This window comes from Halorussus aquaticus (assembly GCF_024218795.1).
In the GTDB taxonomy this organism is placed as follows: domain Archaea; phylum Halobacteriota; class Halobacteria; order Halobacteriales; family Haladaptataceae; genus Halorussus; species Halorussus aquaticus.
The window spans coordinates 271,887-296,127 of record NZ_CP100403.1 but is presented as its reverse complement, the minus strand read 5'-3'; the positions used below and the strand labels follow the sequence as shown (position 1 = coordinate 296,127).

26 protein-coding genes and 1 pseudogene are annotated in these 24,241 nt (G+C 54.6%); 11 read left to right on the top strand and 16 right to left on the bottom strand.

All coding sequences use genetic code 11. The annotated features are described in order from the left end of the window. Positions 1-411 precede the first annotated feature (411 nt). The 3 genes from NGM06_RS23975 (at position 412) to NGM06_RS23965 (ending at position 1,753) form a co-directional block, all read left to right on the top strand. Positions 412-1,056 (top strand): helix-turn-helix domain-containing protein, encoded by a 645-nt coding sequence (locus tag NGM06_RS23975; protein ID WP_254270814.1) that lies wholly within the window; start codon positions 412-414, stop codon positions 1,054-1,056. 160 nt (positions 1,057-1,216) lie between these two features. Further along, a complete protein-coding gene (gene ddfA / locus NGM06_RS23970; protein ID WP_254270813.1) occupies positions 1,217-1,465 on the top strand; it encodes a DdfA family disk-determining factor in 249 nt (82 codons plus the stop codon). Then, positions 1,466-1,753: a hypothetical protein gene (locus tag NGM06_RS23965; protein WP_254270812.1), complete on the top strand. Its 288-nt coding sequence runs from the start codon at positions 1,466-1,468 to the stop codon at positions 1,751-1,753. Positions 1,754-2,204: 451 nt separating this feature from the next. Here the strand turns inward: NGM06_RS23965 and NGM06_RS23960 are convergent, their stop codons facing one another. Continuing rightward, positions 2,205-2,591, bottom strand: coding sequence for a DUF7344 domain-containing protein (locus NGM06_RS23960; protein WP_254270811.1), 387 nt, complete (start codon positions 2,589-2,591; stop codon positions 2,205-2,207). A 1,461-nt stretch (positions 2,592-4,052) separates the two neighbouring features. Between NGM06_RS23960 and sp36 the strand changes: the two genes are divergently transcribed. Both sp36 and NGM06_RS23950 read left to right on the top strand, forming a co-directional pair. Continuing rightward, positions 4,053-4,268, top strand: a complete 216-nt coding sequence (sp36, locus tag NGM06_RS23955; RefSeq protein ID WP_254270810.1) for a Sp36 family protein — start codon at positions 4,053-4,055, stop codon at positions 4,266-4,268. Between the two features lie 6 nt (positions 4,269-4,274). Continuing rightward, positions 4,275-5,300, top strand: coding sequence for a DUF7972 family membrane protein (locus tag NGM06_RS23950; RefSeq protein WP_254270809.1), 1,026 nt, complete (start codon positions 4,275-4,277; stop codon positions 5,298-5,300). 152 nt (positions 5,301-5,452) lie between these two features. Here NGM06_RS23950 and NGM06_RS23945 read toward each other — a convergent pair whose 3' ends face one another. The 9 genes and pseudogenes from NGM06_RS23945 to NGM06_RS23905 all read right to left on the bottom strand — a co-directional run bounded on the left by NGM06_RS23945 (position 5,453) and on the right by NGM06_RS23905 (position 9,369). Beyond that, positions 5,453-5,668 (bottom strand): DUF8129 domain-containing protein, encoded by a 216-nt coding sequence (locus NGM06_RS23945; protein ID WP_254270808.1) that lies wholly within the window; start codon positions 5,666-5,668, stop codon positions 5,453-5,455. Between the two features lie 122 nt (positions 5,669-5,790). Further along, positions 5,791-6,228, bottom strand: a complete 438-nt coding sequence (locus NGM06_RS23940) for a hypothetical protein (protein ID WP_254270807.1) — start codon at positions 6,226-6,228, stop codon at positions 5,791-5,793. Positions 6,229-6,306: 78 nt separating this feature from the next. Next, positions 6,307-6,753: an SWIM zinc finger family protein gene (locus NGM06_RS23935; protein WP_254270806.1), complete on the bottom strand. Its 447-nt coding sequence runs from the start codon at positions 6,751-6,753 to the stop codon at positions 6,307-6,309. 176 nt (positions 6,754-6,929) lie between these two features. After that, positions 6,930-7,355 (bottom strand): type VII toxin-antitoxin system HepT family RNase toxin, encoded by a 426-nt coding sequence (hepT, locus tag NGM06_RS23930; protein ID WP_254270805.1) that lies wholly within the window; start codon positions 7,353-7,355, stop codon positions 6,930-6,932. Next, positions 7,356-7,703 carry a type VII toxin-antitoxin system MntA family adenylyltransferase antitoxin gene (gene mntA, locus NGM06_RS23925; RefSeq protein WP_254270964.1) on the bottom strand — a complete coding sequence of 116 codons (348 nt, stop codon included), beginning with the start codon at positions 7,701-7,703 and terminating at the stop codon, positions 7,356-7,358. Positions 7,704-7,832: 129 nt separating this feature from the next. Next, positions 7,833-8,063: a DUF7557 family protein gene (locus tag NGM06_RS23920; RefSeq protein WP_254270804.1), complete on the bottom strand. Its 231-nt coding sequence runs from the start codon at positions 8,061-8,063 to the stop codon at positions 7,833-7,835. Between the two features lie 120 nt (positions 8,064-8,183). Continuing rightward, positions 8,184-8,564, bottom strand: a complete 381-nt coding sequence (locus NGM06_RS23915; RefSeq protein ID WP_254270803.1) for a hypothetical protein — start codon at positions 8,562-8,564, stop codon at positions 8,184-8,186. A gap of 111 nt (positions 8,565-8,675) precedes the next feature. Beyond that, complete coding sequence (locus NGM06_RS23910) at positions 8,676-8,945, bottom strand: DUF7389 domain-containing protein (RefSeq protein ID WP_254270802.1); 270 nt, start codon at positions 8,943-8,945, stop codon at positions 8,676-8,678. A gap of 23 nt (positions 8,946-8,968) precedes the next feature. Further along, positions 8,969-9,369: pseudogene (locus NGM06_RS23905) on the bottom strand (DUF6166 domain-containing protein). Between the two features lie 118 nt (positions 9,370-9,487). Here NGM06_RS23905 and NGM06_RS23900 point away from each other — a divergent pair. The 3 genes from NGM06_RS23900 to NGM06_RS23890 all read left to right on the top strand — a co-directional run bounded on the left by NGM06_RS23900 (position 9,488) and on the right by NGM06_RS23890 (position 11,792). Next, the gene (locus tag NGM06_RS23900) at positions 9,488-10,852 is read left to right on the top strand and encodes a restriction endonuclease (RefSeq protein WP_254270801.1); all 1,365 of its coding nucleotides are present in this window, start codon (positions 9,488-9,490) and stop codon (positions 10,850-10,852) included. A gap of 267 nt (positions 10,853-11,119) precedes the next feature. Beyond that, positions 11,120-11,365, top strand: a complete 246-nt coding sequence (locus NGM06_RS23895; RefSeq protein WP_254270800.1) for an AbrB/MazE/SpoVT family DNA-binding domain-containing protein — start codon at positions 11,120-11,122, stop codon at positions 11,363-11,365. Continuing rightward, the gene (locus NGM06_RS23890; protein WP_254270799.1) at positions 11,334-11,792 is read left to right on the top strand and encodes a type II toxin-antitoxin system VapC family toxin; all 459 of its coding nucleotides are present in this window, start codon (positions 11,334-11,336) and stop codon (positions 11,790-11,792) included. Before NGM06_RS23895 ends, NGM06_RS23890 begins: the two co-directional genes overlap by 32 nt. Before the next feature lie 415 nt (positions 11,793-12,207). Here NGM06_RS23890 and NGM06_RS23885 read toward each other — a convergent pair whose 3' ends face one another. Both NGM06_RS23885 and NGM06_RS23880 read right to left on the bottom strand, forming a co-directional pair. Next, positions 12,208-12,699 (bottom strand): DUF7995 family protein, encoded by a 492-nt coding sequence (locus NGM06_RS23885; protein ID WP_254270798.1) that lies wholly within the window; start codon positions 12,697-12,699, stop codon positions 12,208-12,210. 192 nt (positions 12,700-12,891) lie between these two features. Further along, entirely contained in the window at positions 12,892-13,782 is an 891-nt protein-coding gene (locus NGM06_RS23880) for a biosurfactant protein 1 (protein WP_254270797.1), read from the bottom strand. Positions 13,783-13,868: 86 nt separating this feature from the next. On the opposite strand from NGM06_RS23880, the gene NGM06_RS23875 reads away from it, so the two are divergent. Then, complete coding sequence (locus NGM06_RS23875) at positions 13,869-14,231, top strand: DUF7522 family protein (RefSeq protein WP_254270796.1); 363 nt, start codon at positions 13,869-13,871, stop codon at positions 14,229-14,231. Positions 14,232-14,342: 111 nt separating this feature from the next. Here the strand turns inward: NGM06_RS23875 and NGM06_RS23870 are convergent, their stop codons facing one another. Both NGM06_RS23870 and NGM06_RS23865 read right to left on the bottom strand, forming a co-directional pair. Next, positions 14,343-15,272: a transcription initiation factor IIB gene (locus tag NGM06_RS23870; protein WP_254270795.1), complete on the bottom strand. Its 930-nt coding sequence runs from the start codon at positions 15,270-15,272 to the stop codon at positions 14,343-14,345. Positions 15,273-15,485: 213 nt separating this feature from the next. After that, a complete protein-coding gene (locus NGM06_RS23865; protein WP_248653146.1) occupies positions 15,486-16,382 on the bottom strand; it encodes a DNA-binding protein in 897 nt (298 codons plus the stop codon). Positions 16,383-17,372: 990 nt separating this feature from the next. On the opposite strand from NGM06_RS23865, the gene NGM06_RS23860 reads away from it, so the two are divergent. Beyond that, complete coding sequence (locus tag NGM06_RS23860; RefSeq protein ID WP_368410521.1) at positions 17,373-18,104, top strand: tyrosine-type recombinase/integrase; 732 nt, start codon at positions 17,373-17,375, stop codon at positions 18,102-18,104. Between the two features lie 49 nt (positions 18,105-18,153). Here NGM06_RS23860 and NGM06_RS23855 read toward each other — a convergent pair whose 3' ends face one another. Further along, positions 18,154-21,111 (bottom strand): Eco57I restriction-modification methylase domain-containing protein, encoded by a 2,958-nt coding sequence (locus tag NGM06_RS23855; RefSeq protein WP_254270794.1) that lies wholly within the window; start codon positions 21,109-21,111, stop codon positions 18,154-18,156. Next, complete coding sequence (locus NGM06_RS23850) at positions 21,044-21,772, bottom strand: hypothetical protein (protein ID WP_254270793.1); 729 nt, start codon at positions 21,770-21,772, stop codon at positions 21,044-21,046. The genes NGM06_RS23855 and NGM06_RS23850 overlap by 68 nt, the downstream gene beginning before the upstream one ends. A 162-nt stretch (positions 21,773-21,934) precedes the next feature. Between NGM06_RS23850 and NGM06_RS23845 the strand changes: the two genes are divergently transcribed. After that, positions 21,935-24,241 (top strand): Eco57I restriction-modification methylase domain-containing protein, encoded by a 2,307-nt coding sequence (locus NGM06_RS23845; RefSeq protein WP_248653149.1) that lies wholly within the window; start codon positions 21,935-21,937, stop codon positions 24,239-24,241.

The following is a 24,241-nucleotide window of genomic DNA, read 5'->3' as shown; positions in this document are numbered from 1 at the left end:
ACCAGTACCGATTCATGGGCGTCGTCGAGAGCATCGATGTCGTGACCGCCTCAGCGTCGCGATAACCGCATCAACCACATACGACTATACGGATTCACAGACGAGGAGGTGCAGAGGTTGGCAGTTTAGATTTCTACAAACCACCAGATTCTATATATGACTAGGCTACTTCATTCGCGGCCTCGATTTTCTCCACGCCGTCCGCGACGACCACCCCGAACTGCCGTTTCTCCTCTTTCCATCACCCAAGCAACGGAATATATTGTTAGAGGAGATTTAGACGTGGATCGGCCATGTTGGATAATACTCTACCCATCGGAGCGAGGATGACGTGAAAACGCATGCCGGCACAGTCGCAGGCGCACCCGTTTCGGGCGATGCGGTTATGTTTTAAGGGTACTTGTTGTACCTATGTCCACGATAGCCACGTTCTCTGTTCCTGCTGACGCCTTCCCACTCGGCCACATCTTCGACTCCTTCCCCGAAATCACTATCGAAATCGAACAAGTCGTGCCGACAAATCATGCCATTCTCCCCTATTTTTGGGTCCGCGAGGAGCCCGTTGAAAACGTGCAAACGACCCTCGAAGCACAGGGGGCGCTCAAATCGTACACGCTCGTCGACGACCTTGGCGACCAAGGCCTGTTCCGTGCCGAATGGGACCCAGATGTTGAAGGTATCCTGACCGGGATTGTCGACGCCAAACTGACGGTCCTCTCCGCGACTGGCACCGAGGATGAATGGAAATTCGAGTTTCGAGCCGAGGACACCAATCAAATCGCAGAGTTCCAAGAATACTGCGCCGACCACGACATTGAGATTACGTTAGGACACATTCATTCGATTGGAGCCCGAACCGATGAAGGAGCGCACGGCCTCACGTCGGAACAACGCGAGGCCGTCTTGCTCGCCTACAAGAATGGCTATTACGAGACACCGCCAGAGACGAACCTTGGTGAACTGGCGGAGGAACTCGAGATTGCCAACCAGTCGTTCTCAGACCGACTCCGACGAGGGACACGTAATCTCATCGAAGGAACACTCGACGTGACGTAACCGTACCCGCCCCCTTTTAAACCCGCTGAATATACTATCCTGTGGCTCAACCGAATCAAGTGCCTACGGAGGAGTGGAAACACTCAAAATGACTGACTCTACTGGAACTGCTTCGGCTACGTCGCACACTACCACGAACAACGACGGAACGACGTACTGTGTGCAGGAAGGTGAATCGGTCACCGAGGCTGTTCTCCGCGCCGTCAGTGCTGAGAAAGACTCCCACCCGGCAGAACTCGAATCACTCTACTCGGTCATCGAAACTGACGCACTCGATAGACTGTTCGCACCACAGATGAGCGGCCACCCGCGGATGGCAAACGGGACAGTCGCCTTCAGGTACAACGACTATGACATCCGGGTCACGCATGACGGAGAGGTCCTCCTTAGAGAGAGTGGGGGAGAGTAAATGTACCAGCTTGATTGTAACTATTGTGACGAGCTGGTCGAGGGGGAAGCCGTAGACCCGGTGAAAAGAGACGCGAAGACGCACCTCAAAGAGAATCATGCCGAAGATGTGCTAACTCATCTAAAGGAACAGTATACAAACGTTCCATGCCAGAACGGGTGTGGATACACAGTTCCTATCGGCGTTGAAAACGTCGCAGGAGTAGAGTGCCCGGAATGCGGCCACGATAACTTTTCATCGCTCTTAGACCAGTATGTCTTCTTCAGAATAACAGCAAATAAACCATGAACTGTTCTGTAAACCATGAGTATCCGCGTCTATCCCCTCAATCAACTAACGAATGTACTGGCTGTCAAAAAGAGGAGGGGAAAGTGACTAAAGTAACATTTGAGAGTGGGAATATCGAGTGGGCATCCATTTGCGAGGACTGCATCATAGAGTACGTTAGGGATTCGAACGTCGCTGAAATCGACCGTATACGGCTATCATGAACTATGGTTTGTAAGCACCACGTACTTAGCAAATCCGATAGCTCGATTCTACTCTCGTATATAAATGAACAGTATCATCAACTCCTCCAGATCTTCGTGGTACTACACGCATACTAGACGCATCGCCGATACCCAATCTGCACCCCGATTAGACACGTCCTCGACCCAGTCAGGGATTCGCAAGAAGTCGCTTTCGGCGTGCGCCGCACTCGCGGCGAGGTCGATATCCTCACGGTTCGAGTTCTAGCCTATGGGTTCTCGATGGTTACGGCAAGCTCAAGCGCCTCATTAAGAAGCGATGGTGTGTAGGTATAGGCGGCTGTTTCAGTTCGCCGGTCGTAGTCTACGAGGCCGTAATCTTCGAGTTTCGGCAGATGAGTATGCACAAGGTCGGTTGCAACAGTCTCGATGTCTTCGGACGACACTTCGTCGGGTGGGATGTCTTGTTCCCACGCCGCCAGTTGGATGGCGAGGTCGTCAAGTTGTGCTTGTTCGCGGTCGCGGAGATAGGAGAGAACGTATCGTCGCCGCCGATTGCGGAGTGCCTGAAAAACTCGAGACACCAGCGATGCTCCGCCGTCATTGGCCACCGGGGTTTCTTCCACCGGTTCCCTGCCGGAGCCATCGTCAGACATTGTTTGAGAACATGGGGTAAGTTAGGTATTAAACATATGGCTCGATTGTAGACAGAAATATATTCATTTTTCCTACCATTGGGAGAGATTTTCGGTCGGCGACCTACCGTGATGGCTCTACTGATACTGGGATGTCTATTGGCGCATCAACATCCTCATAATCCGTCGGTAACTGGAAATCGGTAGTGGGGTATTTAACCCGGGGCATCAAGCGGATTGATGGATGGCGGACTGTCCTGATTCTCGGCGGCCTCTACGTCGCAATTGCCGTCGGCTTCCCGGTTACGCCGTTCGTTGGCGAGCGGTCAGCCAACGAAGTACTCCTGATCTCGCTTCTCGTCGGAGGAGCGGTCTCGTGCTTGTCTCCGGTGGCTATTGGCTCTCGAAAACGGACATCCGGCCGACCTCTACCACGTCGTCGCTGGTTGGTGCGTCCCCGCTATTGAGACGATGGTCATCCTCGCAGTAGTCGCACTTCTCACGGACATGGCCGACCCCCCGGGAACGTCCTCATCCTGTCTGCGCTCGCCAGTGTCGCTGGGCTCGGGATGGGGGATTACGCTGGCCGGGCGCAAACGCGAGCGGTTGACGCCGAAGAGTACAGCCAAGAATTCGAACGCTACAAGACCATCGTCGAAACCGTCCATGACGGCATCTACATCACCGACGAGAATAGTCGCTTCACGCTATCAACGACGCGTACTGCGAGCTGGTCGGCTACGACCGCGAGGAACTCCTTGGATCGCCCTCGTCACTCGTGCTGGCCAACGAGGTGGACACTGAATTGCTGACCGACGAGGTCCAACGCGACCTCGAAGCGGCGGCCACCGACTCGACGACGTACGAGACGACGTTGGAAACCGCGACTGCTTCGACAACTTTGATCCCAAGTGACGAGAACTCATCCACACGATACTCGACGGTGTCGTTCAACACAGCGGTAGATGACAAACAGGACAGATATATGTGGGATTTCCGTCGGAGGGCCGGTTACTGTGCATCCATCATCGAACGAACCAACTTTCAGTAAAACCACTCATGTAACTAGTTATATATTTCTGCGCTGACCGTACTGGTGGAAACCTGCAGAACGTATAAAATACAACCGTTGGAACGGACACAGGATTGAAACGTCAGTAATTCCTTGCCCCTCTTGATCGTGCTGTATTCCATCAAATGTACCGAGTGCGGCGTCACTCGCACTGGATACAAGAAAGACGGACACGTACAACCGGCACGAGAGGCCTGTATCAACTGTGGCACTACTGACTACGTAGTTCTGAGTGACAAAGCGGATGCATCCTCTCAGTAGGCCGCTACCTCATGGAGGATGTGGATACTTCCGTCTCCAGACTCGATAAGTTCGCACCATGGATTACGCGATGGAGAGCTTGGATTGAGCAGTCGACGGTGTGACTACCGCCATTCTTAGTGCTGTTGAACCCATCCGGAAAGACGACCATGAGCCAACCTACCGAGCGTCGCTGGGAGTACAAGACGCTCAGACCGCCTTGCGACGAAACCAAGAAAGAGGCCGAGGACCCACAGGCAACACTGAACACTTGCGGTGACGATGGCTGGGAACTCATTACCACAATCGAGTACACCGGTGGCGAGACCAAGTCTCTCGTGTTCAAACGACCCGTTGAGAAAGCCCCCAGTCGCAACGAGGGATAGTTCGCTATGAGCGAGCAAACCGAAGATGCCGACATTAGCACGGCGAACACAATGCGCGAACGGGCCGATGAGAGTCGAGTTAAAATCTGGTTGCTCCTCGCAGCGAACCGATTGCAGGTAACTGCTGTGCTGGCGCTGGCCATGTTCGTGGTATTCGTCGTCGTAGTCACAGTCCTCCCTAAGCCCATCCAGCCACAACTCCGGTCGGACGACACCATCGAGACGATGTTTTCGACGATGATCGGGGTGATTATCACTGGCACCACGCTCGTCGTCACCATCGGTCAGGTAGTCCTCTCACAAGAGAACGGCCCGCTCGGCAAGCAACGCGACCGCATGGAGAACTCGATGGATGTCCGGGACGTCGCCGAAGACCTGATAGGTACCCCCAGTCCGGCAGACCCCTCAGCGTTCCTCGGGGAACTCGTCGGGGTGGCCGAACAACGGGCGAAGGCACTCCGCGAGAGCGTCTCCGACAACGAGAGTGAACAGTTCCGCGAGGAAGTCAATGAGTTCACCGAGAGTCTCATCGGCAACGCCGAGACGGTCCGCGATCAACTCGACGGGGCGCAGTTCGGCACCTTCGACGTGGTGTTTGCGGCACTCGACTTCAACTACGGCTGGAAGATTTTCCAAGTCGAGCGGCTCGCCAGCGACTACGACGATAGCTTGAGGGACGACGAGATCGAGCTCTTGGACGATCTGAAGACCGCACTTAGCCTGTTCGCTCCGGCCCGCGAACACGTCAAGACACTGTACTTCGAGTGGGCACTCGTCTCGCTCTCAGAGCTCATCCTCTACGCCGCGTTCCCAGCGTTAGCGGTCGCCGGAATCATGCTCACGGTTGTTGACATAGGAATGTTTCCCGGACATCTACTGGGTATTCCGAATATAACGTGGGTGATTGGTGGTGCGTTCACCGTGACGCTGGTGCCGTTTCTGCTGTTCATGGCCTATGTCTTGCGAATCGTAACGCTTGCCAAGCGAACGCTTGCGATTGAGCCGCTCATCCTCCGCGAGTCGCAACGGTAGGGACGGTGTAGCCTCCACAGTGGTCAGAAGTCAGTCGGTCTCGAAGAACCGTTTTCTCGAACAGACACGCACAATACCACCACGCATTGAGCAACACCGCTGAATCAGTTACGGGCTATAAACTGGATAAAGAAATCGTATCGCCACTACTGTTACGCCTGTTCTGACCGGAGTTCTTCTGCACGTCGCTTAAGCCGTCGAAGGATTTGAATGCGATTCTGGTGGGTGTTCTCGTAGGCGACACAGGCACGGAGCGTGTCCATGTCGTCTATCGTCGCGATGCTCGGGTCAATGAGCCGGATGTTTCGCGGCTCAAGTCGTTGTTCTGGTGAGAGTCCATTCGATTCGCCATCTGTGACGTTGCTCATTTGTTGTCGCCTCTGCTCCTGTCGGAGGCGACGAAAAAACAACCGAGAGCGATTTTTTGGACTCTACACCGGAAGACTACATGAGACGTGTTTCGAGGTGCGGATGAAAGAGCGCGACCGGACTAGCAGTCGCGGTCGGTGTACCGCTGGCGCTCCGACCGAATCCTGCCAGCGAGGACCTCGCTTTCGTAGTGATGGCCGACGCTTCTATCGAGATTGACGAGTTTGAACACGCCGTCACCGGCCCAGCCACAGTCGGCTGAACATCGAGCGACCGCGTACGCATCTGCACCCTCGCCAAGATGGATACCGTCGAGCGTGAGCGCGCTATCGCACGCTGGACAGATGGGACTGACCGAGGTGTACGTATCCCCGAGCATCGCTTCGATGTCTGCCGTGGCGTCACCGAGCGTCTCGTTGAGGACGCTGCCGACGGCCGTTTCGAGTGACTCACAGAGTGCCTGCTGTTCGGCTTCGTCCTCTGGAAGGTTGGCGTTCGTGACTGTGATGGTTAGTCGTGCGAGCGAAGCGTCGTCATTGGTGTTTTCGGGGGCAGTCATAGAGTTCGGAATCTGCTGTTGATTGTACTTCGATACAGCGTGGGCGAACACAGTGAGGTCGTCTTGACGTACGGATTGCTATTCGGGGAGGTCACGTCGGCCAGTTCGGTAGCACTCCCAGCACGGAAAATCGCTGGAGAGGTCTGCACAGTCACAGTCCGGTTCTTCTGCCTCTGCTTGTTCTTTGGAGTCCTCCTCGTGGTCGTGAGGGTGGTTCGGAGGCTGGACAGTCTTGCCACCGTCGGCGAGAAGTTGGTGGTGGCGGACGGCGTCGAGAATGGGTCGGCGGACCGCAACAGCGACACGGTGTTTACACGCACCACTGTATTTCGCGTCTGCCGGGCACGTACACGCGGTCGGCAGGTCGTCCTCGATGCGGACGGTGTATTCGTGATTTTCCGGGTCGGCATAGCTCCCGTTCCGAACACGAACATCACCGTTCTGGAGTTCGAACTCGAAGGCTTCGTACTGTGCTCGTTTCCTCACTCTACTCGTCGTCTTGAGTCTTGCAAGTGGTGTCGTCATTGTGGTCGTGAGGCACCGAGAAGTCGAGTGCCCCGCACCCTTCGGGGGCAGAAGAACTAACCGACCGGCTCTAACTCGTCCATCGAAGCGACGTATCTATCTCGTTGTGAAACGCATGGAGCGACTCTCTTTGTGGACAAGACCTGTTTATTATCTGCATCTCGGTGGGTCGTTGTTCACTCGAGTTGTTGGAACCACTGAGCGAGTTCCTGCTGGAACCGATTGAACCACTGCAAGTCATCGTGGAGTACGTCGTACACAACGTCGTGATCGACGTCGCCGTATCTGTGCGCGAGAATATTTCGGAACCCGACTGCTTCTTCGAGTTTCGCCTGCGTCTCGTTCGAGATGATGTCTGCTTCCCCAAGCGCCTGTATCTCCTGTTTGGCGGTTCCGCTCGGGGAGAGATTCTCTGTCGACCGAACGTGCTGAGCGAGGTCGATACACGCCTGAATAAGGTTCATCAACGTCCGCTCGACTGCTCGCTGGGTCACCATATCGTCCACGTACTCGGCCTTTGAGAGACCTCGCATCTGTTCGAGGTCCTCAATGTACTGGTTGATGTGGCGGAGTTTGTCAACGAACACGTCTTCGTTGACCATCTATGCGTCTCCGCTTGCTAATCGGTCGATGAATTCACGCTGTTGGCGTTTTCGCTCGTCGACCGTTGATTCGTACTCTTTCTCGATTTGCTCGTGGTATGTCTCGACGGCCTGTTCGTCGCCAGTTAGCAGGAGACCGTCTTGGAGAGCGGCGTGTGCGACGGCAGTCGGGAGTTGCTCGATATCGCTTACGTCCACAAACTCCTCGGCATACTGCTGGAGGTCTGCATCGATTTGGTTTCGCAGTCGGAATCGTTCCCGAGCGTCCAATGTCTCCGGGAACCGGAGTGCGATGTCCACGTCTGAGTCTGGTCCAGCAGTTCCGCGTGCGTGCGAGCCGAAGAGAATCGCAAAGACGACTCGCTGTTGGTCGAGATACGACCGCAGTCGGTCGGCTCGACGCGTTCGACCGCGGAGTCGTCTGTATGCACCATACGTACGTGTTCATCGTCCCGCATAATATAGTTGTGTTGCCGATTAGTCGAAGCGCTTGCCGAGTTCACGGACCTCGGCAGTATCTTCTTCCTCTGGTATCTTGATCGCGTTCCGCATCTCACCCACTTGCTCATTGTCGAAGACATCCTGAAGGTCGCGGAGCGAACGGTTGTCGATGAGGCGCTCGATGGTATCACTAAACGACTCTCCTTCCTGTCTACTTGCTTTGATGCGCTCGTAGAGGTCGTCAGCAAGGCGAACGTGGCGCGACATCCTTGTCGACGACATTGCCGCCGAAGTTGAATCAGTATTTGGGTCACTCACGAAACCACTCCTGACACTCCCGGCGACTGTCAGCGACAGTATCCGGCTTGATCGGACGCGTCACACCGTTCAATCCTCAATCGGCTCAAGAGTCCGAAGGTCTGATTGCAGGACGTCGCCATGCCGGACGACGTATCGAGCGGCAAGCACCGGGAATCGACACTTGGTGAATCCGGCCGTCTGAATATCGAGTTCGTCGCCCTCCTCAACGTACGTTGCGAGTGCTCGAAGGAACTCGTGGGTCCGCTGTCCTGCTTCGGAGTCGGGCAGGCCGTTTTCTCGACGCCCATAGACCTCGAATGCGTCGTAGCCCCAAATCGAGAATCGGTCGTTGTCGTCAACCTCCCATTCGAGCGTTCCGAAATAGTATGATTCGTAGCGTTCTCGAACTGCCTGTGCATCTGTGACGGTGACACCGTCCGACGTTGTTGCTGCTTGGAGTGTTGCCATATTTCTCGGGCAGGGACTGCTATCCCCGCACCCTTTCGGGGGTCGAAAAATTGCCCCGGATGTCGTTTCTATTCGAGTCCCGAATCCTCGTTTAATCCGTTTGCGTTCGTCTTATTCCGCCGGTTGAATTTGGCGAGCCTCCTCGGCGAGATCACGAATGTACGCTCGAAGTACGTCCATATCTTCTCTGGCGTCGTCGAGCGTTTTCGCTTTCACCTTTGCCTTGATCTGGTCTTCGTCCCGTGTCCCCGTTCCCCGCTTGAGTTTCACCGTGAGCGAGACACCGACGTCGCTCCGCTCGATGTGCTCTGTCGGTGATGATTCGTCATCGGTCGCTTTCGATTCGTTGCTTGCACGAGACGGTGAGTTGTGTTCTGACATGGTGTAGCTGTATTACTTGGTGTTCAGTTGGACGGTGCGACTGCGTTGCCGGACAGTTCACGAAGGGCGTTTTCGATGTCGGTACCGGTGAGTCGCCAGTACCCTTCAGGATGGGAGCAGTCTAACTGGCTCACGACCCGGTTTTTGAACGCGGTGTAGTGGGTTAGTGCGACATCCTCGTTGCCGGTGTAATCCAGCAAGAGTGCAGCGCGAGTTGCGCCGGGCCACTCCCACTGTATCCCCAGCTGAAGCCCGAGGGACTGTGATTCGCCAGTTCGAGACTCTGCTGTGGCGTCACCTGCTCCTGCCCAGGTTGTTTTTCCACAACAGCGCGTCCGCGCCGCCGGTAGCCGACGTAGACAACATCCTGTTCCTGGTTTGGCCGTGTCTGTTCAAGTGATTTCGAGTCGGTTGTTCCACTCATAGTTTATTCCGAGAGACTACTTCGAGTCCCCCGCACCCCTTAGGGGGTGAAAAACCAGAACGGAATTCCGTTTGGCAACATATTTGGTAGTCGCAATTTACAACTCAATTATATCAGGATGGCTGTGCTGGACGACCTCTCCGGTTTCGAGTTCGAAGACGTGATAGAGGATGTGTTCCGGAATCTCGGCTACGAGAACGTCCGGCAGGCCAAGCGGACGGCCGACGAGGGCCGGGACGTTATCATGGAGGAGGTCGTCAACGGAACCCGCAGAGCGATCATTGTCGAGTGCAAGCACACAGACACGGTTGGGCGGCCGGTCGTCCAGAAACTGCATTCGGCTATTGCGACGTTTGACTTCGACGGCCCAAAGCGGGGGATGGTCGTCACGACCGGCCGATTCACAAATCCCGCCGAGGAGTACGCCGAACGCCTCCAGCAGAACGACGACCCGCATCCCATTGAACTGCTCGACGGTGAGGATCTCCGCGAGATTGCCGATGAGGTGGGTCTCGACCTCTACAATGGCCGCATCGAGATCCTCTGTGACGAAACACTCCGACCGTACGACCCGGCGGCCGACGTCAACGCACCCGTCCAGGAGGAGTTCCGAGATATCGAGAACATCGAGGCTACGGACCTCCCAGCGCCACACTCACAGGTGACGTTTCGTCCGGTGGTCGCAGTTACTGCTGACACAAACGCCGTCTTCGAGACTTCGGTCGGCGTTATCCATCGGGTCAACGAACGCACGCGGTTCGTGGTACACGCTGAACGCGGCCACCCCAAGATGGCCGATGATGCCGTCGCGACGCTGGTCACCGAGAACCTCCACGCGACGGTCGACCTCGACGGTGAGCGGTTCAGGGACGTGTTTGACGACGTTGAGGAGCATCGGTTCGGCCAGACCCAGACCGAGTACAAGGAATGGGCGGTCGACCGACTCCAGGACTATCACACGACGACTGTAACCTATACTGGCGACAATAACGTTACCTACAACAAGACCTGCGAGCCGAATCTGTCTGATATTTCCGTGCAGTCAATCGAACCTGTGTATCTTCCTGAGATTCGTCATACGACCGAATTGGGGGAGTACTCGTATCCTTACGAATACTACGCGACAGGTCCGTCTCGGGTGACCGTTGAGGACGGCATCCATCGTTGCGTCCACTGCGAGACGAACGGTGTCGACGAGAATTACACGTACTGTCCGAACTGTGGAGCGATTGCCTGTGGTAGCCACATCAAGACCGAACGGCTGGAACAAGAGCCGGTCTGTACAGGCTGTGCGGTCACTGAGCGGTTCGCGCTGAAGACGAAGTACTTCTATGACGAAGAGAACCTCGAAACGTTCCGTGAAGAATATGCTGAAATGCCGCTTCACGAGAAAGCAATGGAGAACAAGCTGCTGGTCAGCGGCAGCGTAGGCGTGACGCTACTAGTCATCGTCGGCCTGCTCATCATTGGCGGCATCATCTAGAACGGCTGTGTTCTCATGCGGGTCAGCGACAAGTGCTGTGAAAGTGAAGTTCAGCGATTCGTGGGACTGCCAGCTTGCCCGCTTGAACACGTTCTTTCCCCAGTTTTAAGCAGATACCTGAACGGATATGTCCGTTGGAGGAGTTGGACGACAACAACGCCACTGAGCCGTCCCGGGCAGAGTCGACTGAGGGTGTAGTGAGTAGACGATGCACTCCAACCCACATGTGGAGCAACATGTATAGGCGTGGAGAGGGTACGTCCACGTATGGCAGCTGAAGAAGGCCCCGAGGAAACGAAAGTCAGCGACCGCGGAATGGTCACAATCCCAGCGGACCTCCGCCGGCATCTCGACATTGAGCCGGGCGATAAGCTCCGGTGGACCACTGACGAAGAGGGAGGTCTCTCGGTCGAAATCGTCCATCAGCGAGAGGGCGTTTTTGACGACTTTGAACCCGTAGACGCTGGGGAGACGAACGCGGTTGAAGCTGAGGCCGAGTTCGGGACCGAGTAATGGCGGTTGCTCTTCTGACACGAACGTTCTCTTCGCTGGTGCCAGTGCCCGCGACGAGTACCACGACCGCGCCCGAGAGATCGTCCGCGGAATCGACCACGGTGAGCTCCCAGACGCTCTCATCACGAACTACGTGGTCGCGGAGACGCTGAACCTTTCTCGTGAAAAACTCGGTGCAGGCCCGGCAAATCAGATGCTGGACCGGCTTATCGAGGGTGCGCACTTCGAGATAGTCCACGCTCCGAAGGCGGATTTCAACGCCGCACAGGCCCTTTTCCGGCGATACAACGAACTCTCCTTCGTGGATGCGACTCTTGTGGCGTATCTAGAACGGGAAGATATTGAATACCTCTACTCTTTTGATGACGACTTTGACGCGATTAACGGCCTGAAACGGCTGGATACGTCCGATAACCCGTTCAGCTGACTCGAAGGCACTACGAATTCAACCGTCTTATCCTTCATCTCTATCTGGACTGCTATTGACTGGATCGTCGAGTTTTATTTCAAGATACGGCAATCCCATCTCCATTTTGAACGGCGTGTTCACCGAACTGATAGAATGCACTAACCGCTAACGGGACATTACAGATAATTTGATACTAGTACTGGACTGGAACGTACCGAGTCGGTGGTAGCTATTTGACAAACAATACTAAATCGATATATAAGAGTCTTCAACTCTAATTTACAAACAGCGATTTCGGAGTTCGTTCCAGCCACCGATACTCGAATGACGAGTCGTTGGTCGCTCCACAGTAACTCGGACTTCATGCACCCCTCAGGGAGGACGAAAAACTCACTGCGGTTACTCCGTCACGTTCCCTGGCTAGCTCGGGCATTCAGTAGTGAACGTCTGCTGGGACAATCCAGAGATTCTCGCCCTCGTCGAGGATGCGGTCAAGCTGGTCTCGATGCCGAATGCCGCTCCCGTGTTCGTCGTACAGGAAGATGGTGGGGCCGTCGTATGCGCCGACTTGGTGGAACGCATGCCGGGCAAGCCCGTCGTCGCGCATAATCTCCTCGTCGCTCAGTTCCTCAAGTGCCTCCCGGACGCGGTCGAGATTCCGCTCGAACTCGCTCTTCGTCGCCTCCCACCCACGTTCCAGCAATTCCTGACCATCGTCGGATTCCACAAGAACTGCTACTGGCAGGTCGCCCCACCGGGCCTTCCCAGCGACTGACGTGCCCGACTCGTCAAACGTTACGTAGTAGTCGAACACTGCAGTCGCGTGTGGACTGGCTCCGACGAGTTGGTCGAATACCGTCTTTCCAGTTGCGAGTGCGTCGTCTCGTGTCGATGCCTCTACCAGCGAATAAATCACCATATGCATTGGTTCTCACTTCGATCTGCCGACGCACGCGACTACACGCCGCGCTACTGCTTGGTGCGCCGGCACTCATTGCCGGCGCAGAAAAAACACGGACCGACATCGTCCAACCAGGAAGGAGTGGTGAGTGGGACTGCAGTTAACCAACAAATGCCGAAATACGCCCTCGTCTGTTGGTTAAGAGTGTCTTCCCGTCTACTGATCTGCTTTGGGTTCTGGCCCGTATTGAGGCATTCCGCAGACGTGGCATTCCCACATTGGTTGGCCACTCCACTCGTCGTCAGGGGCAGTCTCGAAGTCGAGGAATCGGTGCCTCGTATCGCGGTCGCACTCACGACACTCGAGGTGCCTCCTGTTCGGTCGCTCGCGTTGGTGGCTGTCAGTCCTGGTCTCTTCGACAGATTGCTGGAGTGCAATCGCGGGTACTAGCCACACGTCGTCTACGTCCTCAAGAAGAGTCTCAAGATGGTCTTTGTTCTGAATTCCACGTCCGCTTTCATCGTAGAGGAACGTCGCATGTTCGCCGTCGTGACGCGACTGCGTCGTGTCCTGCCACTCCGTCAGCTCACGGGCAGTCTCGAGTAGCTGTCTCCCTGAGTTGGACGTAATCTGTACTGCTTCGGGAAGCGAAGGCCACTTGTCCGCAAGTTGTGATGCAGGCTCCTCGTCAAACTCGGAGATTAGTTGGCAGTCGTCGACCGCGGAGTCTCTGTCGGCCTTCACGAGCAGGCCCGCAGCTGCAGTCCCCTTCGCGACGGCGCTGTCGAACGTCGATGCTTCCACGACAAAATGGATAACGTGAAGCAGTGTCCACTCGGTATCGGACCTTGACTGTTCCTCCTCGGAGCTATCGAGGTGGTTCACCAGACAGAACCGACATTTGGTCCAATTCGCAGGGATTGATGCTCTACAGGAGGAACACTCGCTCTCTGTTACTGTAGTTTCGTTTAGATATCTTGTAGCGACTGCATCTAGTCGCTGTTGGCTAGACTCTTCGTCGCTACTATTGGAGAGTTTGTCGTCGGGAACATGCGTCGCTTCGCCGAGTGGCCGAAGTTCTTTGTAGTTAGAGTTCCGGTCAGTCATCAAGTCGTCTCATAGTCGTCTGCTTCGCTTTCGGTTTTATCGGTTCGGCCATTGAACTTATACTTATCTTCTAGGTACCCCTATGTATGCCAGGTGCAGATTTAGTTCAGTATCTCCGTGATCGGGTGGGTAACGCTTTACGTGGCGTTATCAGATACCATCAGGGAACAGCAGATGTCCTCTATTTACGGGACGATGTTCGTGAAGTCCGCTTACAGAGCCAGATCGATCGGATGCTCTCACGGTTAGAGCCGGAATCGCACTCCGCCGAAGAAGAGGCGTTCCCCTTTGGCGACCTCTACGTGACTGTTCGGCGGTTCGAGAAAGCAATCATCATGCACTTCCCGACCGGCAATAATCGAGGTGTCGCCGTCAGCCTCGAACCAGAAACAGCCCACAATCTCAACACCTTCACCACGGAATGCCTCCAGCAGATACACGACGAGTAGCGGTCTTCCAACTCAAATCTAAGCATCAATTACACTACGAGTATTCTTGAATTCCGCCGATTCTGTCCGTAATGGGAGACGTAATTAGAACCGTAACTCCGTAGCGTGCGTTCACACAGCGAGTTCGTCTAATGTATCTCGGTGAGTGCGGATGGTCACCGTCGAGACACTCGCGGCTCGTGCAACTTTTGATTGAACCATCAAGCGCCCTGCATCACAGCCTGCTTTGTACAAGCACGCAGCGGCGAATCCTGTCGGATCGACGCCTGAAACGGCACCTGCTGATTCTGCTTGATCCGCTAACTGCCGGGCACGATGCCGGATTCGTTCAGGGATATCAAGCTCGGAGGCTAACTGGGGAATGAATCCACTCGGCCTCACCGGTTGGGCTGGAAGGCCGAGTTCCGTATTCAACGTCTGATACGCAGTCCTCACTCGGGCCTGCTCAACGCGCGCTGGCTCGGTGATCTCCTCGAGTGTTCGCGAGAGGCCGTTACATCGACATGCGCCGTGGACGCTTGCCGCCGCCATCGCTTCGATTGAGTGGCCCCGAAGGAGGTCTTCGTTCTGGGCGCTCCGGAAGAGTTGGCATGCTTGGTCACGAATCGTCTCGGTGAGGTCGAGCCCACTACTGATTCGGCGGACCTCCCCAAGGCCGTGTGCGAGGTTGCGCTCGGCCTTCGACTGGAATCGCCCGCGGGACTGCTCCCGACGGAGTCGACCGAGTTGCCGTCGCTTTCGCCCGGAGAGCTGATTTCCGTTTGCGTCGGTCCCACGCCCGATTTCCGTCGAGAGGCCGCGGTCGTGGCGCGTCGCCGTCAGCGGCGCACCTGTACGCTCTCGGTTCTGCTCGTCGTCACTGAACGACCGCCACTCCGGCCCGTGGTCGATACGTTCGTCCTCAAGAACGAGTCCACACTTCTCACAGACGGTCTCTGCGACGTTCGTGGCGACCCGTCCGTCACACTCCGGGCATTGATTCGTTGTATCGTTCTGTACGTCCTCGTCGAACGCCGTCTCGTAAATCTCGCTCGTTGCCATGATACTCACGAGGGACTCCGTGAACCGGTCTCTCGAAGAGGCCCTCACCAATTGAGGGCAGAATAAACACGTCGTGGTGGGGAACCAAGTCTGACTGCTGTGGCGAAAGCCCGGCCGCGAACGGCCCGTGGGTCGTGAGCGGCCCGGACCGTGGAGGTGGTGGGAGGTGGCGGTGACCGCACCACACCAGCAAAAAAGGGGGGCGTACTCGGGCTATTCCCACCAACGACCGCGCTCAGGGAACTGGATGGTCGTCCACCCGGTCACGGCGAGGGAGACACGTCCTTCGTACCAGTTCCGGGCCGCCCCGCGGATGCACACTTGCTCGCCTTCCTCCATCCACGGCGCTTGCGAGTTTTTCCAGACCGTGACTCGGGTTCGTCCGCTTTCGTCTTCGATGAGTCCGACTTGCGCTATACTTGGATGCGATGGCTCCCACAATGTGTCGACACGCCCGGAGATGCTCACCTCCTTGCGATTCACGTCTTCGAGCTTGCCGATTGGAATCACGTGTCCCGGGGCCGTCTGCAATTCTTCGTGGACGCCGACGACCGCACTCATCATGCCTGCCCCTTCGACCACGCGCTCGGCCAATCGCCGACTAATCGCCGCTCTCGTCCACCCATCCAACTTCTCGCTCAACCGCTGTGTCTGCTCGTTCACGCTTGCTAGCTCGTCTTGGGATAGCTCCTCGCGTGGGTCCGGCCGCTCCGGGTCTGCCATGGGGGTCACGCTTGCCGCCCGCTTCTGGAACTCTCGACGCCGCTCTTTGCTCCGTTTCGCCGCGATGTCTCGCGCTCGCTCTGCCCGACCATCCTGCCGACTGACTTTAGCTCTGATACTGATGCGCTCTAGTTCTGCTTCCCGCGCTCGAATGCGCTCCTCCTGTTCGAGGGTCGCACCCTGAATCCGTTCGTTGTTCGTCTCCTTGATTCCATCTGGGTGGTTGGCATCCACCTTCGCTTGGACCTCCTGTTCGACTGTCGCTCTGAGTTCGGGCGTCTCCTCGACCACCTCGAAGCCATCCGCATCGACTGCTTGCTCGTCCGCCTGTTTGAGTGCCTGTTCATCGACCGAAACGACCTTGCCGCTTGCGTTGTTACTAGACATTGGAGTTAGCGTAGCTCCGAAGGCGCTCACGCGCCCGACACCGCGATGCTCCTACATCGCGGATTTCCTCGACACCCACAACCAACAGACTCATCTGCGCTCTCGCTCGCGCCTTCGCGCGCCCCCTTGGGGCGCGAGCGAGAGCGCACTTTGGGAGAGGATGCATCCAGCGCCGCGCGCCGTCTCGGCCGCCGCGAGCGTCCAGCGGAGTATGCGTCGCGGGGTGAGCACCCACGGCGCGCAACCCCCGGCGGATACCCGCTGGCGTCGAGACCAGATTCACTTTAGCCCGGACCGGGCGCTCGCGGTGTGGAGAGCGCCCGCATGCCCGGAATGGTCGGTCGCGAGCGACGCGGCGGTCTCGTGAGCGAAGCGAACGAGACGTCGGTGAGCTTGCTCACCGGAAGCCGGTAAGCGGCGAGCGGGGCGGGCCGTAACGAAGGACACCCACTCAACCGGCCTTGTCGCCCGTTTACATAGCTGACCTCCTGGCGGACTCAAGAATGAGAACTTCTACTATTGCTCCCAAAACCGTGTCTTCTCAGAGAGATTAGAGAGAGCGGACAGACAGACGTTTCTCAAACTTTTGGTCAGTCTTCTCTCGAATTTCTTGGCGTACTTCATCTTGATCGGATTCAATCCCGAACTCGTCCTCAAACGAATCGAATCCAAGCGTCGTCAGAATATCCAGCAGGAGCTCGATTCGTCGATCCTGTAGAGTCTCATAGGTCCAGAAGGAATTGAAATATGCCACTACATTCGACAACGTCGGGCTCGTCCTCCAGGCTTACGACGACGATCTTCTTTATTGGGCCATGCACCTCGACTCGCCCGTCAAGTGCTTCACACACGGCCTCAAATCCAGAATCATCTGTGGTCAGTTTTCCTTCGCTCAGGAGGGTTACCTGCCCCTGTTCGATTTGCTGGATTTCATCCCCATGTATTTGTATGCCCGAAACTGCTTGAACTCAGGGAGAGGTATGTTGTTTTATGACTCTTGACACTCGGATAAGATACGGATTATCTTTGTATCGACAGACAGAGACAGGTATGGAAGCAACACGAGAAAGGGCTCTTAGCGAACGCGAGTTTGAACTATTGTTAGAAGGAGCTGGGCGGATATCAGATACGCAAAGACGTCTTGAGACACGAGCCGCTATCCTCCTCGGGGGACGCCTGGGACTTCGGCCAGGAGAAACGACGCACCTGTCTACATCGTGGATTGACCTAGAGCGTCAGATGATTCAAATTCCCAAACAAGAAGATTGTACAAAGGGACGTGACGGCGGTATCTGTGGCTACTGTCGGCAAGCGGTGAAACAACGAATGGACCACAATCCCAAGAAGGACTTCCAAAGTTTTGCGGATAGCTATTGGCTCCCGAAAACAGAGGCCGCGTCTCGAACAGTGCCGTACCATTTTTCGTATCGAGTCCGAATCGCGATCGAATTACTACTTGACGAACATGGCGGTTGGCCATACTCGTTCTCGACCTTACAGCGACGTCTGGAAACGGCCCTTGAACTGTCTCCAGAACTGTCCAACGACGCAACCTCATTACACGGACTGCGTGCCACAGCAGCGTCGTACCATGCGGGAAGGGGCTTAGACCTTCCTGCACTTCGAGCAATGTTCGGTTGGGAGGACATCACGACTGCACGTCAATATCTGAATGTCGATGGAGCGATGACCCGGCGAGCGCTGGACAGCATTCATCAGTAAGCTTGAATGGACTAACATTCAAGAACCAGGCGTAGTGCTAACTCAGAAGTTACTCCATTGGCCCTACGTCTCCAAGATGAGTGTATTTCTCAGCGACCTTCTCGATGTAGGCTTCCGTCATAATTCGAGGATTCGACACCCGATGAAAGTCATCAAGAACGAACTGCATTTCCCCCCTATCGAGTCCGTAGGCGTGGAAAGAAGCTGCATCAATTTCGGCCTGAAGTCGCCGACGCTCTGATTCCTCTTTAGCGGGTTCAATTCCGCCGAGCCGCTCCCGCATCTCCTCGAACTCCTCACCGTAGCAGTTGAGCCGGGCCGCCCGGTCTGAAATATAGTGGAACCAGTTGTCGCCCTCTGTGAGACGTGGGACCTGCGATTCTTCCAGTTTAAACCGGACAATGTGTGAATCGACCTTCGTCCGCATTAGGTAATCGAACGGAATGCTGTTCAGTAGACCGGTGATGACGAACAGTTCCTCATCATCGTAGGCACGTTCATAGATTGAACGGAGGGGATACTCTGAGAGGTCTTCCTGCTCCGGATTGACTTCATATGGCGAAAATGTCTGGAGTGTGTGAACACAAACAATTCCTTTAGGTAACACAGTCGAAATCATTGTCCGTTCGTCGGTAGGTCGGGCGATATCCCGGTAGATAATTCGGTATCCCGTGAAGTCTGGAAGGAGATCATCCATACAAAGGTCCTGTCCACGGTGTTCCTGAAGAAGATCGTTGACGAATCCCTTCTGTGATTTGCTGGTCTTTGGTCCACCAAACGCTTCGTATATGTCCTTTTTCGGCGTTCCACCGTTGTACGCCCGTTCCCGAACACGGTATTTAGCGCTCAGGTCCGGCCGATCTTCATCGACACTCCATAGTGAAGGGGAATCAAGACTCGAATCGAACGTGTTGTCGTGCTGGAACTGGTGAATGTTTGCTCCACCGTACACAGGGTAATCACCTTCATTTTCCTCTTCGACGAAACGGTCAGACGCCCGTGATCGATCCAGTTCACGGTGGGGAGTGACGTTCCACTTCTCTTCAATCTCTTCTCCCAACGGTGGGTGTGAGACAATACTCTTCAAAATACCCACTTCCTCAGGATGAGTGATATTAGGGAATATCCGTGCTTTCAGTGAATATTGCGAAAGCACTTCTCGAGGAATAGTAATTGCCATCTCATCAAAATGGCGGAGGACAGAAACATCACGCTGATCAAATACACCCTCTATCTGGTCCGTTTTACCACTGTTCTTGAAAGAGAGAATGGCGAATTGGTATCGATTGTCGATCTCCTCAAAGATTCCATGATTTTCGAAGCCCACTAACGTCTTGATCTCTGCGTCATCAAGTAATTTTAATCTGAGATCCTTTGAGAAGGACCCACTGAAGATAACTCCAGGGAGAACTTGCGCTACGTACCCTTGTTTGCTCACGAGGTCAAATAGTCTCTCAAAGAAGAGAGCAGCAAGGTTGTTTTCGTTCGGATCCTTGCGGCCGTCTATAACCGGCTTCTGGAGAGTGTATTCCGATCCATCAGTGAAGTACCGCATTTGCTTCTCTATCTGCTCTTGATACTCCTCCCATCCCTCGGAAATCTCCTCGTCTTCTGGCTGTTTCTGCATCTCGTCCTTGTTCGAAGGCATCCGGGACCGGAACTGCTCATCAAACTTGACGAAGTAATCGTCGCGACTTGCTCGAAGCTGGTCCCAAGGAGGATTCCCGATAATGAGATCAAAACCTCCCTGGTCGTAGACTAGCGCGAATTCGAGAATCCAATGAAAGGGATAGAATTCTTGAACTTGATCCAGAGTGATTTCAGCGCTGGCACTGTGGAACTCATCTAGCACCTTGTTGTCCAGATTCTGACTGTAGCTGGTGATGAGTGACTCTGCCTGACGACGGGCGTTGGTTGCTTCTTTTGAGGAATTTGCCCTTTTGTGTTTCCGCTGAGCGTGGATTACGTCCTCGTAATACTCACTAACCGGTGTTTCTTCACCGATTCCATAATTTGTGAGTGAGGTATCACCCTCTTCGTTGACGGTTTCGATGAGGTCTGTAAATCCAATAAGACTGTTCCCCTGCCGAATGTTGAAATCAATATTCGGGAGCGGTTCGACCTCCCCTGGCTCGTCTTCGATATCCGCAACCATCGAGAGCCACAAACGAAGTTTACAGATCTCCACAGCGCCCTCGTCGATATCCACCCCGTAGAGGTTATCCAGAATAATCGAGCGTTTTGCGTATAGCGACTCCCCACCATGCCTACCCTCGATACTTTCTAATTCCTCGCGACTACGACTCTCCAGCTCCCAGCCTTGTCCCTCTGATTCGAGTTGCTGGAAATACTCAATGCATTGCATGTATAGGTCCATCAGCACCTCCTGTGCGGCGAGCAGGAAGGCGCCACTTCCTACGGCAGGATCGAGAATGTGCGCTTCCTTCAGAATATCGTGGTAGAGAGTCTCCACATGGCTGGTCTGGACCTTTTCCGTTGGAACTTGCTGAGTTATGGTTCCGCCATCGGCAACAGCTTCTGTGCTAGTATCTGCTTCGGGCACGGGGAATCCGAACACATTGTCGATCTCGTCGTAGTCTGCGTCCACAGTCTCGTTGAGCTGATCGAGCAGATACGGATGGATCGTCCGGCGGGCCATGAACCCCGTGATCTCTTCCGGTGTGTAGTACGCCCCCATCTCCTTCTGATTGACCGTTTGCTCAAAGATGTGGCCCAAGATCGCCGGGGAGAGGTTCTTGGGATCAACGATGTCGAGTCGTTCGTCAACGTTCCAATTCCAGTCGGAGAGGAAGTCGAGGATATCGTCGAAGAGCTCGTTCGTTTCCTCAGCAGGGCCACCTAACTTCGCGTCCTCGAACTCTTCTTCGACGGGATTCCTTGCGAACAAGCCACCGTTCAGGTACGGAAGACTACCGAAGTCAGGGTTTTGCTTGTCTTCTATGGTATTCGAAGAAGAGCGGTTCGTAGAACTCTTCGTAGTGGTCACCACCCTCGTCAACGACTTCATTCGGCTGTTCGTGAAGGTAGTTCGGGTTCCGATCAAGGAGGCGCTTTTCTTGGATGAAGTAGAGGAAAATCATCCGGTCAAGGATGACCTGCACATATCGTTGCTTCGCATCACCCCGATCGTCGGGAATGCCCGTGACCTCTTGAATGAGATCTGTCCGGAGTTCTTCGAACTGTTCATAGAACTCCTTGACAACCTGTTGTGTGTCGTAGAGCGTATCGTATATCGCAGCGGAGGAGCCGTACTCGATCGAGTTCAGTTTCTGGAGAATAGTGTTCTTTTCTCCGCTGTCCCGCGTGAACTGCTCCTTCGAGAACGAAATCTTTTGATGCTTAATTCGACCGTGCTGCTGCCCCTCCCAGCTTCGGACTCGCGTAATGAAGGTGAAAGTCTCGAAATCGTTGGTGGCAACGAGGTTGGTGTGCCGTGAGCGATTTTCCGGTTTGAAGTCCGTGGCAGTCTCACCGGGACCAGCATTGACAATGACGATGAATTCGTCATCATCAAGCTGGACTACGAGTTCGTTATCGCCCCCTAGTTTCGGGCGTGGTTTGAGCCCGCGTTTTTCAAAGGAGTTCGCGATATCCTGTAAAGAGTCCCAGCCCGCGATATCGGATGCAGTAATCTGCTGGAGAGTCATACCACCTGCAAGTTGCTTTACTCATATGAAAATGATGGATATGAGCGTGACTTTCGACTGAACTGGTCAATCCACTTGTTGAATAGAGTGTAAGAAGCAGCTCGTATTTTACCAGTATTCGTAGATTAAGTCGAAAACAGCCAATAGCGAACCACTCAGTTGATGCAATGCATTGAGTATTTCCAGCGGCTCGAATCAGAGGGACAAGGCTGGGAGCTAGAATCCAGAACACGAGAAGAGATAGAGGAAATCGAGTCTGGAAAAGGCTCATCAGCACTCTACGCAAAGCGAACGGCTATCCTCAACAATTTGTACGGAGTCGATATCGACGAAGGTGCTGTTGAGATCTGCAAGCTCAGGCTCTGGTTGTCGATGGTCGCTGATATCGAGGACGAACCGAGCGAGGTGGAGCCGCTCCCCAATATCGATTTCAACGTACGGCAGGGGAACAGCCTAATCGGTCAACTCGATACGGACATTGAGAGTAACGAAGACGGAGACAGCGATCTCGATTCTTGGGAGGTGAAAACTCGTTTTGAGGACGTGAAAGAGGCCATCAAGAAGCATAAGAAAGCGGAGACCAGTGTTGAAGCACAAGAATGGCGGAAAGAAGCAGAAGACAGAATAGAGGAACATCGGGACAAATTTGACGAAATTCTTCGGCGAGAATTCCAAGACGCTGGCTTTGACGACATAACGATCAAGGAAATCCGGGAGTGGTCTCCCTTCCACTGGCCGTTGGAGTTCGCCGACGTCTTCGAGAAAGGCGGATTCGACGTGTTCATCGGGAACCCACCGTGGGACATGCTCTACGCGAATCGCGACGACTTCTTTATCCGCTACGATGAGCAGTTCCGTACCTATCCGTCGGAGGAAAAGGATGGTGTGATGGAAGACCTTCTCTCAAACCCCAAAGTTGCGTGGGAATGGGAGGACTACAAGGAATCGATGGAAACTCAGGCAGATTTCTTTACGCAGGGAGATGTCTATAAGCTCCAATCTCCGGTGGTGGGCGGTCGAACGATGCCGACAAAGAACGAACTTTCGGCTCTTTTTCTTGAGCGGGTCTTCAGACTTTCCAGAGACGGCGTGAAGGTGAGTCTGCTCCTCCCCGGTACTATCTTCGGGGGAGTAATGGGGAAAGACCTCCGAATGCATCTGCTGGACCATACGGACGTGGAGAATCTCATCGGGTTCGAGAACAAGGGTATCTTTGAGGCCATCGACGATAGATACCGGTTCGCGATTCTGACGTTCGAATATGGGGGGAAGACATCAGCTCTTCGGGGGATATTCAACCAACGTGACATGGATATAGTCTACAGGATCGAAGATGAGGCAGTCAACATTCCGCGCGATGTACTCGTCAGTTATTCTCCAGAAGGGGGAATCTTCCCATCCATCACCTCGCAGATCGAAGTAAGCGTCTTGGAGAAGGTAGTTGAGCAGCCTTCCTTGGGTGAAGATTTAGAGGAGGCTTGGACAGTTGATATGCTCACTAAGGAGTTCGTTGAATCGACTGATAAGGATAGGCTCCTGACATCGCCGGAGGAGGCCGACTATCCCGTCTATGGCGGCAAAAATATCCACCAGTTCCAGTACGATAATACCCACACAGAAGCGTTAGATGGACCGCAGTACTGGAGTCGTGAGATGTACGATCCACCGAATAGTGCTCAGTACCGTGTTCGAGAAAAGAAATTCAACAGGGGTAATCTCAAACGGGCAATCTATGACGCCTTTGGAGGTTCAGAGACGAGCAAGTCTCAAGTTCAATTCGTAGATAAACTACTCGAAGAACACCGTGGTCACGGACTTGAGGAAGAAGATGTCCTGCTCGATTGCACTGAATACCGAATCGGCATTCGAGACGTTTCTCGATCTCGGGACGAGCGGACGATCATAGCGACGGTACTTCCGAAGGACGTCATCTGTCTCCACACCATTAACACGTTCAAGCCGTTCGCTATTGAGCCTGAAGAGGAACACCTCACAGAGTCCCCACTTCGGTCACCCTACGTCCGGCGATTTACGGATCAAGAACTCTTCGCGGCAACGGGACTCCTGAACAGCATTGCGTTCGATTTCCTGATGCGAACCAAAGTCGAGACGCACATCGTCAAGCGCGAGCTATTGGAATCCCAGCTACCACGCCTCACCGACGGAGATGACTGGTTCTATTATATCGCTGAACGAGCTGCCCGGTTGAACTGTTACGGAGAAGAATTCAAAGAAATGCGTGAGCGACTCGGCGGAATCGAGGCAGCGGTAGAAGATCAAGAACGCAGAGAATTACAGGCTGAAATCGACGCGGCCGCATTCCACGCGTATGGCCTGAAACGTCGTGACGTGAAGTTTGTCCTCGACGACTTCCATCGCGTTGAGAATCCGAAGCTGATGGACGAGATGTACTTCGATCTGGTCTTGGAGAAATATGATCTGCTGGATCAGAAGGGGCCCCTACCGTAG

Bases quoted from the DNA above. Each gene is read 5' to 3' on its own strand.
- NGM06_RS23940 (WP_254270807.1), bottom strand. From the start codon at position 6,228: ATGACTGCCCCCGAAAACACCAATGACGACGCTTCGCTCGCACGACTA.
- hepT (WP_254270805.1), bottom strand. From the start codon at position 7,355: ATGGTCAACGAAGACGTGTTCGTTGACAAACTCCGCCACATCAACCAG.
- NGM06_RS23860 (WP_368410521.1), top strand. From the start codon at position 17,373: ATGACTCTTGACACTCGGATAAGATACGGATTATCTTTGTATCGACAG.
- NGM06_RS23845 (WP_248653149.1), top strand. From the start codon at position 21,935: ATGCAATGCATTGAGTATTTCCAGCGGCTCGAATCAGAGGGACAAGGC.
- NGM06_RS23935 (WP_254270806.1), bottom strand. From the start codon at position 6,753: ATGACGACACCACTTGCAAGACTCAAGACGACGAGTAGAGTGAGGAAA.
- NGM06_RS23895 (WP_254270800.1), top strand. From the start codon at position 11,120: ATGGCAGCTGAAGAAGGCCCCGAGGAAACGAAAGTCAGCGACCGCGGA.
- NGM06_RS23965 (WP_254270812.1), top strand. From the start codon at position 1,466: ATGTACCAGCTTGATTGTAACTATTGTGACGAGCTGGTCGAGGGGGAA.
- NGM06_RS23865 (WP_248653146.1), bottom strand. From the start codon at position 16,382: ATGTCTAGTAACAACGCAAGCGGCAAGGTCGTTTCGGTCGATGAACAG.
- NGM06_RS23880 (WP_254270797.1), bottom strand. From the start codon at position 13,782: ATGACTGACCGGAACTCTAACTACAAAGAACTTCGGCCACTCGGCGAA.
- NGM06_RS23875 (WP_254270796.1), top strand. From the start codon at position 13,869: ATGCCAGGTGCAGATTTAGTTCAGTATCTCCGTGATCGGGTGGGTAAC.
- NGM06_RS23910 (WP_254270802.1), bottom strand. From the start codon at position 8,945: ATGTCAGAACACAACTCACCGTCTCGTGCAAGCAACGAATCGAAAGCG.
- sp36 (WP_254270810.1), top strand. From the start codon at position 4,053: ATGAGCCAACCTACCGAGCGTCGCTGGGAGTACAAGACGCTCAGACCG.
- NGM06_RS23885 (WP_254270798.1), bottom strand. From the start codon at position 12,699: ATGCATATGGTGATTTATTCGCTGGTAGAGGCATCGACACGAGACGAC.
- NGM06_RS23950 (WP_254270809.1), top strand. From the start codon at position 4,275: ATGAGCGAGCAAACCGAAGATGCCGACATTAGCACGGCGAACACAATG.
- NGM06_RS23960 (WP_254270811.1), bottom strand. From the start codon at position 2,591: ATGTCTGACGATGGCTCCGGCAGGGAACCGGTGGAAGAAACCCCGGTG.
- NGM06_RS23915 (WP_254270803.1), bottom strand. From the start codon at position 8,564: ATGGCAACACTCCAAGCAGCAACAACGTCGGACGGTGTCACCGTCACA.
- NGM06_RS23850 (WP_254270793.1), bottom strand. From the start codon at position 21,772: ATGACTCTCCAGCAGATTACTGCATCCGATATCGCGGGCTGGGACTCT.
- NGM06_RS23870 (WP_254270795.1), bottom strand. From the start codon at position 15,272: ATGGCAACGAGCGAGATTTACGAGACGGCGTTCGACGAGGACGTACAG.
- NGM06_RS23945 (WP_254270808.1), bottom strand. From the start codon at position 5,668: ATGAGCAACGTCACAGATGGCGAATCGAATGGACTCTCACCAGAACAA.
- NGM06_RS23900 (WP_254270801.1), top strand. From the start codon at position 9,488: ATGGCTGTGCTGGACGACCTCTCCGGTTTCGAGTTCGAAGACGTGATA.
- NGM06_RS23920 (WP_254270804.1), bottom strand. From the start codon at position 8,063: ATGTCGCGCCACGTTCGCCTTGCTGACGACCTCTACGAGCGCATCAAA.
- NGM06_RS23975 (WP_254270814.1), top strand. From the start codon at position 412: ATGTCCACGATAGCCACGTTCTCTGTTCCTGCTGACGCCTTCCCACTC.